This window comes from Acholeplasma sp. ORD1043, from assembly GCF_057808485.1.
This window is the reverse complement of the sequence record NZ_JAQLOJ010000001.1, coordinates 195,268-207,599: the sequence shown is the minus strand read 5'-3', so window position 1 is coordinate 207,599 and position 12,332 is coordinate 195,268. Positions and strand designations below refer to the sequence as shown.

The 12,332-nt window shown below is 33.1% G+C and carries 12 protein-coding genes; all 12 read left to right on the top strand.

Annotation, left to right across the window (positions count from 1 at the left end; all coding sequences use genetic code 11):
* Positions 1-18: 18 nt before the first annotated feature.
* Positions 19-192 carry a 30S ribosomal protein S21 gene (rpsU, locus tag PG914_RS00995; protein ID WP_488821816.1) on the top strand — a complete coding sequence of 58 codons (174 nt, stop codon included), beginning with the start codon at positions 19-21 and terminating at the stop codon, positions 190-192.
* A gap of 72 nt (positions 193-264) precedes the next feature.
* Positions 265-1,239: a PhoH family protein gene (locus PG914_RS00990; protein ID WP_488821815.1), complete on the top strand. Its 975-nt coding sequence runs from the start codon at positions 265-267 to the stop codon at positions 1,237-1,239.
* Entirely contained in the window at positions 1,229-1,642 is a 414-nt protein-coding gene (gene ybeY, locus PG914_RS00985) for an rRNA maturation RNase YbeY (protein WP_488821814.1), read from the top strand. Before PG914_RS00990 ends, ybeY begins: the two co-directional genes overlap by 11 nt.
* Before the next feature lie 4 nt (positions 1,643-1,646).
* Positions 1,647-2,033, top strand: coding sequence for a cytidine deaminase (gene cdd, locus PG914_RS00980; protein WP_488821813.1), 387 nt, complete (start codon positions 1,647-1,649; stop codon positions 2,031-2,033).
* Positions 2,033-2,923 carry a GTPase Era gene (era, locus tag PG914_RS00975; RefSeq protein WP_488821845.1) on the top strand — a complete coding sequence of 297 codons (891 nt, stop codon included), beginning with the start codon at positions 2,033-2,035 and terminating at the stop codon, positions 2,921-2,923. Before cdd ends, era begins: the two co-directional genes overlap by 1 nt.
* Entirely contained in the window at positions 2,924-3,574 is a 651-nt protein-coding gene (recO, locus tag PG914_RS00970; protein ID WP_488821812.1) for a DNA repair protein RecO, read from the top strand.
* 14 nt (positions 3,575-3,588) lie between these two features.
* On the top strand, positions 3,589-4,959 hold the full coding sequence (locus tag PG914_RS00965) for a glycine--tRNA ligase (protein WP_488821811.1): 1,371 nt from the start codon (positions 3,589-3,591) through the stop codon (positions 4,957-4,959).
* A gap of 11 nt (positions 4,960-4,970) precedes the next feature.
* Complete coding sequence (gene dnaG / locus PG914_RS00960; protein ID WP_488821810.1) at positions 4,971-6,713, top strand: DNA primase; 1,743 nt, start codon at positions 4,971-4,973, stop codon at positions 6,711-6,713.
* The gene (gene rpoD / locus PG914_RS00955) at positions 6,710-7,975 is read left to right on the top strand and encodes an RNA polymerase sigma factor RpoD (RefSeq protein WP_488821809.1); all 1,266 of its coding nucleotides are present in this window, start codon (positions 6,710-6,712) and stop codon (positions 7,973-7,975) included. Before dnaG ends, rpoD begins: the two co-directional genes overlap by 4 nt.
* The gene (locus tag PG914_RS00950) at positions 7,972-8,604 is read left to right on the top strand and encodes a tRNA (adenine(22)-N(1))-methyltransferase (RefSeq protein ID WP_488821808.1); all 633 of its coding nucleotides are present in this window, start codon (positions 7,972-7,974) and stop codon (positions 8,602-8,604) included. Before rpoD ends, PG914_RS00950 begins: the two co-directional genes overlap by 4 nt.
* Positions 8,605-8,673: 69 nt before the next feature.
* Positions 8,674-10,428 carry an ABC transporter ATP-binding protein gene (locus PG914_RS00945; RefSeq protein ID WP_488821807.1) on the top strand — a complete coding sequence of 585 codons (1,755 nt, stop codon included), beginning with the start codon at positions 8,674-8,676 and terminating at the stop codon, positions 10,426-10,428.
* Entirely contained in the window at positions 10,425-12,275 is a 1,851-nt protein-coding gene (locus PG914_RS00940) for an ABC transporter ATP-binding protein (RefSeq protein ID WP_488821806.1), read from the top strand. Before PG914_RS00945 ends, PG914_RS00940 begins: the two co-directional genes overlap by 4 nt.
* The last annotated feature ends 57 nt before the right edge of the window (positions 12,276-12,332 follow it).

The following is a 12,332-nucleotide window of genomic DNA, read 5'->3' as shown; positions in this document are numbered from 1 at the left end:
TGTGGAAGGAGGGCAGACATGCCTAAAACAGAAGTACGCAAAGGTGAATCATTAGAAGAAACATTAAAGCGTTTTAAACGTAATGTATCTAAGGATGGCACTCTCGCAGAAGCACGTAAACGCGAATTCTACGTTAAACCAGGCGTAGATCGTCGTATGAGAGCTAAAGCAGCTAAAACTAAAAAGCGCTAATTAGCTAAAGATTATACATAAAATGCACCTTCAAAAGAGGTGCTTTTTTATCCATTTTTTGATACAATAATAATGTTACAGGGAGGATACTTAATGAAATTAAACGTCAAAGTAAATCACGTAGAGACTCAGAGTTTGTTAGTTGGCATCGAAGATCGTAATTTATTGGTTTTTAAAGCTCATTTTGGATTCAATGTTTCAGTTCATGGACATGATATTGTTGTTGATGCAGACCAAAAGTTTAAACCACTGTTAGAACGTATCTTTGAAACCTTAGTCATGCTGGCTGAACACAAAGTTATCATAACCGAACGAGATGTTTTATACATCATCAAAATGGCAGAAAGTGATGACTTAGATGGAATTCTTGATTTATATAAATCTCAAAAGAAAATTCTAGTATCCGACCAAGGTAAATCGGTTGTCCCTAAAACGTTTAACCAAAAAGTATATAGTGAAGCATTAAGTAAATATCCTTTAGTCTTTGGGATTGGCCCAGCAGGAACTGGTAAAACTTATTTAGCAGTCGCACATGCTGTTGCAGCTTTAAAACAAGGTAGAGTTAAAAAATTAATCTTAACTCGTCCAGCAGTTGAAGCTGGTGAATCCTTAGGATTCTTACCAGGAGATTTAAAAGAAAAGGTTGACCCGTATTTAATTCCGCTTTATGATGCTTTGTATGAATTCATGGGACAAGCAACAACAGATGCGCTACTAGAGCGTGGTGTCATTGAAATTGCTCCACTTGCATATATGAGAGGTCGTACTTTAGAAAATGCTTATATCATTTTAGATGAGGCTCAAAATACGACTAAAACCCAAATGAAGATGTTCTTAACAAGACTTGGCTTCTCATCATATATGGTTGTTACAGGCGACCCTTCACAGGTGGATTTAGGATATAAGAAAGAATCTGGTTTAAAAGAAGCATTAGAAATATTAAAAGATATTGAAGATTGTAAATTTATTTATTTCGACAAAGTGGATGTCATCCGTCACCCACTTGTCCAAAAAATCTTAGAAAGATACGAAGACAATGGTAGTTGAATATCATAATCAAACAACTGAATCTACAGACTATGTAGAAAACTTAATTAATAAAATATTTGAGACAATTGATGAAGAAAAAAACATGCAAGTTATTTTTGTCTCAGCTGATGAAATTAGAGAAATCAATAGAACTTACCGAAATAAAGATTATGCAACAGATGTCATCTCATTTCCAAATGATGAAGACCCAGAAAGTTTTGGCGATATCTTTATTAATCTTGAAAAAGCTCGTGAACAAGCAGCAGAATACGGTCATTCATATGAACGTGAAGTCGGCTTTTTAGCAGTCCACGGTTACCTGCATTTAAAGGGCTATGATCATCATACGCCAGAAGAAGAAAAAGAAATGTTTACGCTTCAAGAAGAAATCCTTCAAAAAGCGAACTTAAAAAGAGGATAAGTCTATGAATTTCAAAGAAGTTAAACTTGCACAATCTCGTGCATATGCACCATACTCAAACTTTAAAGTTGGTGCCGCAATCTTAATGAAAGATGGCTCATATGTATATGGCTGTAATGTTGAAAATGCAAGCTATGGTTTATCAAACTGTGCTGAACGTAGTGCTTTATTTTCATTAATCTCACAAGGTAAAAACCCAAAAGATATTGTATCAATCACAGTTATTGGTGATACGGATAAACCAATTTCACCATGTGGAGCATGTCGCCAAGTAATGTATGAACTTTTACCTAAAGATGCAAAAGTCATTTTAACGAATCAAAAAGGTGAAGTTCTAGAAATGACACCAGATAGTCTATTACCATATGGATTTGACTTAAAAGAAAGATAATTATGCAAACAAAATCAGGATTTATTACAATCGTTGGTAAACCAAATGTTGGTAAATCAACACTACTAAACGCACTTATTGGAGAAAAGATAGCAATCACATCTCCTAAGGTACAAACTACCCGTTTTAGAATTACGGGTATTTTAACTGAAAACGATGCTCAATTTGTTTTTATTGATACCCCAGGTATGCATAAACCAATCCATGGTTTAGGTAAAATGATGGATAAGAGTGCAGAAGGTGCTATGCAAGATGTTGATGTTATTATGTGGGTTGTTGACCAATCATATAAACCATCAGATGAATTCATCTTACAACGCATTAAAAATGCAGGACTTCCAACCCTTTTAGTGATCAATAAAATTGATGAATTAGAAAATAAAGCAGAGATTGATAAAATCATTATTTCATACATGAAACATATGGAATTTGAATCAATCATTCCAATTTCAGCTAAAGATAAAACACATTTAGAACATTTAAAAGATGCGATTAAAGAACATTTAATTGAAGGACCTTTATTTTATCCAGAAGATTATGTCACAGACCAATCAAGAGATTCTAGAATGGGTGAATTAATTCGTGAAAGAATTCTTTATTATACCGAAGAAGAAGTGCCGCATAGTGTCGCAGTAGTTATCGAATCTATGAAGAAAAACGATGAATTAGGAACCCTTGATGTGGATGCCTTAATCATTGTTGAACGCGATTCTCAAAAAGGTATTTTAATTGGTAAGGGTGGCGAAAAGTTAAAACGAATTGGTACTGAAGCTAGAAAAGCAATGAACCAAATCTTTGACTTAAAAGTTCATTTAACACTTTGGGTTAAGGTTCAAAAAGATTGGCGAAATAATCCAAGTGTTATTTCAAAATATGGGTATGGTGAATAGATGGAAGGGATTGTTGTTAAAGTTCAAAGTTACTTAGAAAATGATCGTTTAGTTTTTGTTTATACAACTAAAGGGTTTAAAACTTTGATTGCAAAAGGCAGTCAAAAACTAACTTCTAAGGAAAGAATTTTAGCCCAATACCTAAACTTAATTGAATTCAAAGATACACCGAACAAAACGATGTTTATACTTACTGAAGGTAAGGCGTTAAATCTCTTTGAAACGTTAAAAAAAGATTATAACAATATCAACTTAGTTTCAATCACGTTTGATCTCATACAAACTTTTGTATCAGACCAAGATGACCATGAAGCAATCTATCAAAATCTAAAAGAAGCACTATTAAACTTCAAGAAAGAAACAGTGCTTTCATTTGGTTTTAAACTATTACGATACCTTGGGTATCCACTCAACTTAAAACCAGATGGTAGAAAGGTAAAAGGCTTCAATATTAGTGAGGCTAGAATCGTATATGTGGGAGAAAATCTACAAAGTGATTTAAATTTAACGCTCACTACATTTTTATTAAAACTAACCCATTTACCTTATGATAAAATAGATGAGATAGATGAGTCATATTTTAATAAATTAAAATCATTTATGTATCAATTTTACGAATATCACACTGACACACAAATTAAACGCAAATAAAAGGAGCAAGTTTTATGGTGACATTAGATCAATTAGTACAATATGCAAAACAAACCGGTTTTATTTTTCAAGGATCTGAAATCTATGGCGGTTTAGCAAATACTTGGGATTATGGTCCATTAGGTGTACTACTTAAAAACAATATTAAAAAAGCGTGGTTCAAACGCTTTGTTAGTCAAGGGCCAAATGTCGTAGGACTTGACTCATCAATCCTTCTAAATACTGAAGTATGGCATGCATCAGGCCATTTAGCAGGTTTCACAGATCCATTAATTGAAAATAAAACATCTAACCAAAGATATCGTGCAGATAAATTAATTTTTGATCACAACCCAAATGTTAATGCAGATGGTTGGACACTTGACCAAATGTATAACTATATTGTTGAAAATAAAATTAAAGACCCAGTTTCAGGAACAACTGACTGGTTACCAATTCGTAAATTCAACATGATGTTTAAAACATTCCAAGGTGTTGTAGAAGATTCTGCATCAGAAGTTTATCTTCGTCCAGAAACTGCACAAGGTATCTTTATTAACTTTAAAAACTTAGTAAGAACAACCCGTAAGAAAATTCCATTTGGGGTTGGTCAAATCGGTAAATCATTTAGAAATGAAATTACTCCAGGTAACTTTATCTTTAGAACAAGAGAATTTGAACAAATGGAATTAGAATTCTTCTGTAAACCAGGTACTGAAATTGAATGGTTTAATTTCTGGCTTTCTTATATGTTAAAGTTCTTAACCGATTTAGGCATTAACAAAGATTTACTAAGAGCAGAACCACATGCTAAAGAATCATTAAGTCACTATTCAAATGCAACCACTGATATCGAATTCAAATATCCATGGGGATTTGATGAATTATGGGGATTAGCTTCTCGTACTTCATTTGATTTAACACAACATCAAAACCGCTCAAAAGAAGATATGAGTTATTTAGATCCTGAAACAAATGAAAGATATATTCCATATGTTGTTGAACCAGCGGTTGGGGTTGAACGTTTATTATTAATCTTCTTATTAAACGGTCTTGAAGAAGAACAATTAGGTGAAAATGATTCGCGTCAATTGTTAAAGATTCATCCAGCGCTTGCACCTTATAAAGCTGCAATCTTGCCACTTGTTAAAAAAGAACATGCAGCTAAGGCAAATGAAATTTATGACATGTTAAGAGAAGAATTCGATGTAACATACGATGAAACTCAAAACATTGGTAAACGTTATAGAAGACAAGATGCGATTGGTACACCATTCTGTATTACGGTTGACCATCAAACAATGGAAGATAATACTGTAACACTTCGCTTCCGTGACACAATGGAACAAATCAGATTAAACATTAATGAATTAGAAAGTTTTATTAGAAAAGCAGTTAAATTCTAATTGGAGGTTTCATGGATCAAGCCATTATAACCCGCATAATTGAAGAAACCGATATTGTGGCACTAGCATCCGAGTTTATGTCACTTTCAAAGCGTGGCAAAAACTATATGGGGTTATGTCCTTTTCATGATGAAAAAACACCATCATTCTCAGTTTCTCCAGAAAAACATTTAGCAAAATGTATGGGTTGTGGAAAAGGTGGCAACACGATTCAGTTTTACCAACAAATAAAAAACTTAAGTTTTGAAGAAGCTGCAGTTGAACTGGGTGAGCGATTAGGCATTGAAGTTAAGCACACTAAATTTCAAAAAGATCCAAACGAAAAACTATATGCGCTAATGGAAGATGCATCAATCTTCTACCGTTTCGCACTTAAAAATACTGAGGCAGGCATTAAAGCACTTGAATATCTTCAAGGTAGAGATTTAAAAGATGAAGATATTGAGCATTTTGAAATCGGGTTTGCACCAAATCAAACGGATGCACTTTATCAAATGCTTAAATCTAAAAACTATACTGTAACTGATATGATGACATTAGGACTTGTTAAACAAGCACCAGATGGCTCATATTATGATGTTTTTAGAGCAAGAGTAACTTTCCCAGTTAAAAATGATAAAGGAAGAATTATTGGCTTTAGTGCAAGAACACTAAACCCAAAAGAAGTCGCTAAATACGTCAATTCTCCAGAAACTAAAATCTTTAAAAAAGGTGAAACACTTTATCACTTCACCGATGCTCTATCACCAGCTGTCAAACAAAAGTATGTCATTTTACATGAAGGTTTCTTCGATGTTATTGCATCTTATAAAGCAAACCTAAAAGCAACTGTTGCCACCATGGGGACTGCCTTAACTAAAGAACAAGCAGCGTTAATTAAGCGTGTTTCAAATCATGTGGTGATTGCATATGATGGTGATAAAGCAGGAATTGAAGCAACTCTTAAAGCAATTCCTCACCTTCGGGCTGCGGGTTTAAATATATCGATACTGGCTTTACCTGCTAAACTAGACCCAGATGAGTTTGTTAAGAAATATGGTATTGAAAAATATGCAAAACTCTATGATGAAAAATTATTAGATCCTTATCAGTTTGGATATTCAATCTTTAAGCAAAATAAAGATTTTACAAGAGCTGATGATATTACTAAGTTCAAACGTGAAATGGAAGGTATCTTAAGAGGTTCTAACCAAACAATTCTTGCTTTCTATCAAAAGTTAGTTAAAGAAGAATTAGGTATTGACCTTTTCTTAACAAGAGAACCACTTGTTGAACTTCCAGTTAAGAAACAAGAGATTTCTAAACCCGTTATCACAAAAGCTGAACGTGCGATTGATTTAATCCTCTTAGATTTAATTTATCGCGATAAATATTTACCACTATACGACAAACATTTAAATTTATTAAGAATGAAATCAGTTGGAACCGAAGAACAAGTCACTTTATATAGAGATTTAATCAAGTACTACCAATTTAGTGGTAATGAATTACTTGATCTTGAGGACTTTAAGAAAAGATATCCAACTTCGAACGAAATTGTTGATAAATATACAAACAAAATTGAGTATAAGAAAAGGTTGCTGATTTCAGATGAAAAACATTTCTACATCCATATTGCAGCAATTGAGGATTATGAACTCATTTTAGAAATTAACCACCTGACAAACTTAATTAACCAAAACCCAAAAGGTACAAAGGTTGATCAGTATGTTAAAAAAATAGAAACTTTAAGAAAGAAAGGGACGGTTTCATGACAGATATTAAAAAAATCGCAGAAGAATTAGTCAAGAAAGCAGGCAAGAAAAAAGTTCTTCAACAAAAAGATGTAGAAGTTTATTTCCCATATGGTTCAGATGACTATTTCGATTTAGAAAAAGAACTTGCTCAATTTGAAATCGATGTTTTACTTGATGAAGAAGAGGAAGAGGAAGTTGAGGAAGAAACATCACTTCCAATGGATGCATTTGATGAAGATGACTTTGACATCGAACCAGATGAACCAGATGAGTTCTCATTATCTTCACTAGAAGTTGAAGATATTAAAGAAGAAGAACTTCTTAATATCGAAGAGATCCCACCTTCAATTAAAGTTGATGATCCAGTCAGAATGTATTTAAAAGAAATTGGTCAAATTCCACTTTTAAATATTGATGATGAGAAAAAGTATGCAATTTGGGTAGCCGAAGGTCGTGCTTCACAAGAACAACTAGATATGATTAATGCAGGTCAACTAGAAGTTAGTGAAGAAGATATGTTTGCATTAACTGAATCAGTTAGAAAAGCAGGTATTGCCAAAGAAAGACTTGTAGAAGCTAACTATCGTTTAGTTGTCTCAATTGCTAAAAAATACACTCAACGTGGTTTACTCTTCTTAGACTTAATTCAAGAAGGTAACATGGGTTTAATGCGTGCGGTTGATAAATTTGATCATGAAAAAGGATTTAAATTCTCAACATACGCAACATGGTGGATTCGCCAAGCAATTACACGTGCGGTTGCTGACCAAGCAAGAACAATTCGTATTCCAGTACATATGGTTGAAACAATCAATAAGATGATTCGTATTCAACGTCAATTAGTACAAGAATTAGGACGTGAAGCGACAGTTGAAGAAGTTGCTGAAAAGATGGGTATTTCTGCTGATAAAGTACAAAATATCCAAAGAATTGCTAAAGAACCAATTTCACTTGAAGCACCAGTTGGTGAAGAAGAAGATTCATCACTTGGAGACTTCATTTCAGATCCAAATGCACTTAACCCACATGACTTCATGATGCAAGAAATGGTTAAAAAGACTTTAGATGAAGTCTTAGAAACATTAACTGACAGAGAAGAAAAAGTATTACGTCTTCGTTATGGTTTACTAGATGGTAAAACACATACACTAGAAGAAGTTGGTCGTGAGTTTGGTGTTACAAGAGAACGTATCCGTCAAATTGAAGCTAAAGCTTTAAGAAAATTACGTTCACCACAAAGACAAAATAAATTGAAAGAATTCTACGTCGCAAGAAAATGAAACGCATAGACTTTATTGTTGAACTTATTAAAGGTTATGACACTGTTGCAGATATTGGAACCGACCACGGTCTAGTCCTTAAAAAAGCCTTAGATTTAGGCTATATAAAATATGGGCTTGCAACAGATATTAACCCTGGTCCACTTAAATCAAGTCAAAAAACTCTTACTGGTTATCCAGTAGAGTTTTATTTATCTGACGGCTTCAAAGGGCTTAATAAGCCCTTTGACCTAGCAGTTATTACAGGGATGGGAGCTTATTTAATTGCTGATATTATGGAACATGCACCAAATTCAGGAGAATTCTTGTTAGGTGCGCATGATAATATTGAGTTTTTAAGAGGTTATCTTGCAAATAATAACTATGAAATAACTGATGAGTTTGTTGTACTTGATAAGTTTTATTATGTATTCTTAAAGGTTAGAAGAGGTCAAATGACTCTAACTGATGAGAATCTATACACTGGAGTTTACTTAACAAGTAAGTTTCAGTCAATACAATATTTTAAACATCAAATGGAACATTTTGAACGATTAAAGGAAAAAGCCAAAGGTGAAAATCAAGTGAAATATGAAACGATTTTTACATATTTTAAGAATGCTTACCTTGCTAGTTCAAGATTAAAGTAATTAAAACACTTAAGTGTTATAATTTGAAAGTATAAAATTTGTAGAATTTAAATAGAAAGAAGATGCGAAATGTTAAAATCATTTAGATATTTAAAACCATACATATGGTCAGTCATCTTAATCCTTATATTAGTAAGTATTAGAGCATATTTTAACCTTTTAATCCCTAAATTAATTGGGTATATTTTAGATGATATGCTGAGTCAAACATTAACAGAAGCCCAAAAGATATCATCGATTGTTACAAATGCCATTTGGATGTTTGTCTCAACAGTGGTTGGTATTGGTGTCATTATTTTATCCGGATACTTCGAGTCAAAAACGGCTGCAGCTTATGGTAAGAGTTTAAGAGATGCATTATATAATAAGGTTCAACAATTTTCCATGAATGAAATGGATAAATTTACAACCTCATCATTAATTACAAGAACCACAAATGACATTCAATCCTTACAAGGATCGGTAGCAATGTTACTTAGAATGGCAATCATGGCTCCAATTATGGCAGTCGGTAGCTTAATTATGGCTTATACGACAAGCCCTGAAATTTCAACGGTATTAATCTTTACAATTCTAATGGTTATTGGTTCTCTAGGAACAATTTTCTTAGTCGCAATGCCTAAGTTTAAATTAATCCAAAGATTAGTAGACAGAATGAATTTAGTAACTAGAGAAAACCTATCAGGTTTAAGAGTAGTTCGTGCATTTAATACTCAAAATGTTCAAATTGAAAAGAGTAAAAAAGTAGCCAAAGACTCAATGGATAGAAATATCTTTGTTAACAGATTATTTACTGCAATGTGGCCAACACTTGGCTTCATCATGCAATTAACAACTGTTGGTATGTACTTTGTTGCAGTTTACTTTGGGTTTATTAAACCAGGTTCTACATTAAAACCAGGGGATTTATCAACACTTGTTCAATACGGTACATCAACTGTTATGAGTTTCATGAATATCACGATGATTTTCATTATGATACCAAGAGCATCCATTTCAGCAAGACGTATTATGGATGTTATTGATTCTGATATTTTAATTAAGAATCCAACTGAACCAATAGAATTAACAGATGTTAAAGGCGAAGTTAAATTTGATCATGTTTCATTCTATTATCCAGGTTCTGAAGAACCAGTATTAAAAAACATTAACTTTACAGCTAAACCAGGACAAGTTACAGCTTTTATTGGTTCAACGGGCTCTGGTAAATCAACTTTAATTAATTTAGTACCAAGATTTTATGATCCAACAGAAGGCGTAATTACTGTTGATGGTATTGACTTAAAAGATGTTAATCAAAATGATTATTTACAATATATTGGTTATGTTCCTCAAAAAGGTAACTTATTCAAAGGGACGATTGCATCAAACATCGGCTTTGGACAAGAAGAGTTGAATATGGAAGTTGTCGAAAAAGCAGCAAGAATTGCTCAAGCTTCAGACTTTATTTCTAAATTTGAACATCAATATAGTTCACCAATTACTCAAGGTGGTACAAACGTTTCAGGTGGTCAACGCCAACGTTTATCTATCGCAAGAGCAATTGCTAAAGAACCTAAAATTTATATATTTGATGATTCATTCTCAGCACTTGACTATAAAACCGACCAACGTTTAAGAAAAGCATTATCAGATGAAATTAAAGATGCAACTGTGTTAATCGTTGCACAACGTATTAATACCATTAGAAATGCTGATCAAATCATCGTTTTAGATAAGGGTGAAGTTGTTGGTATTGGTACACACGATGATTTATTACAATCATGTTCTGTATATCAAGAAATTGCAGAATCACAATTAAGTAAGGAGGAACTTGGACGATGAATAGACGACAAGGCGGAAGAGTACCTCAAAAAGCTAATAACTTCTGGGGCACCATTAAAAGAATTATTGCTTACTTAAATAAAGATGCATATGTGATGATTATTTCAGCAGTACTTGCATCTATTGCAGCTTTATTATCAGTTTATACACCATTTATCGCTGGTAAAGCATTAACATCATTAACTGACATCTGGTCAGGTGGTGATGGTGTTGTTATTGTGATGAATCGTATTGATTTCTGGTTCTTCGGGAATAATTTATTCTTTATACCAGAAGTTACTATGGGGTTCTATACATTATTATTAGTAACGTTAATTTCAGCAGCATTAACATCTTTACTTAACTATACTCAAGGTTATTTATTAATTGGTATTACTCAAAAATTAACTTATAAGATGCGTGCAGATTTAGCTGTTAAGATTAATAAGTTACCACTTAACTTCTATGATAAATATAAGTTTGGTGATGTCTTATCTCGTGTAACAAATGATGTTGATACGATCAACCAAACATTAACTCAAAGTCTTTCTGATATGTTTAGGTCATTTACATTGATCTTTGCTATTTTAGTTATTATGTTTGTTATGAACTGGCAACTTGCGTTAATTACAACATTATGTACGCTAATCTCACTTTGGGTTGCAGGTAGATTTGTTAAGATTTCTCAAAAATACTTCGTACAAGCAGCTCAAAACACAGGAGACATGAATGGACATGTTGAAGAAGTTTACCATGGACATCAAGTTGTTAAAGTGTTTAATCACCAAAAGAAAGCAAAAGCTGAATTTACTGAAATTAATGAACGTATTTATCAGACAAGCTGGAAGTCACAATTTATTTCATCTATTATGATTCCAGTTCAATTCTTTTTCTCAAACCTATCATATATTGGTATTGCCGGAATCGGTGGTTACTTATTAATGAAAGGTGAACTAGAAATTGGTTTCATCATGTCATACATTATGTATGCAAGATTAGTTGCTGCCCCAGTTCAATCAATTGGACAATCAGCAACCGTTCTTCAACAAACAGCAGCTTCTGCTGAACGTATTTTCTTCTTACTAGATGCTAAAGAAGAAGCGGATGAATCAAATAAACCTAAGATGCTAGAAAATGTTAAAGGTCATGTTACTTTTAAAGATGTACATTTTAGTTATGTACCTGAAACACCAGTTATTCAAGGATTTAGTGCAGATATTAAACCAGGTCAAATGGTTGCTATTGTAGGACCAACCGGTGCTGGTAAGACAACAATTGTCAACCTACTTATGAGATTCTATGAAATTAACAGTGGTGAAATTTTAATTGATGGCGTAAATATTAAAGATATGAAACGCGAAGAATTAAGAAATTATTTTGGTATGGTTCTACAAGACACATGGATCTTTGAAGGTACAGTTTTAGAAAATATTAAATATGGTAGTGAAAATGCAAGTTTTGAAGATGTTGAACGTGCTGCAAAAGCAGCTCAAACACTTCATTTTATTCATTCACTTCCTGATGGATTTAACTTCATGTTAAGTGAGGATGGTCTAAACATTTCTGCCGGTCAACGTCAGTTAATTACAATTAGCCGTGCGATGTTAAGAGACAATCCAATGCTCATTTTAGATGAAGCAACTTCATCAGTAGATACAAGAACAGAAATCCTAATCCAAAAAGCAATGGATGAATTAATGAAGGGCAGAACTGCCTTCGTAATTGCACATAGATTATCTACAATTAAAAATGCGGATGTTATCTTTGTAATGCGAAATGGCAACATTGTTGAGCAAGGAAATCATGAAGAATTAGTTGCCAAAAATGGGTATTATGCCGAACTTTATAATTCTCAATTTGATGAATAAAATATGCTTTACTTTCAGTAACGTTTAGTTTATAATAGAACGTGCTGAAAGAAAAGT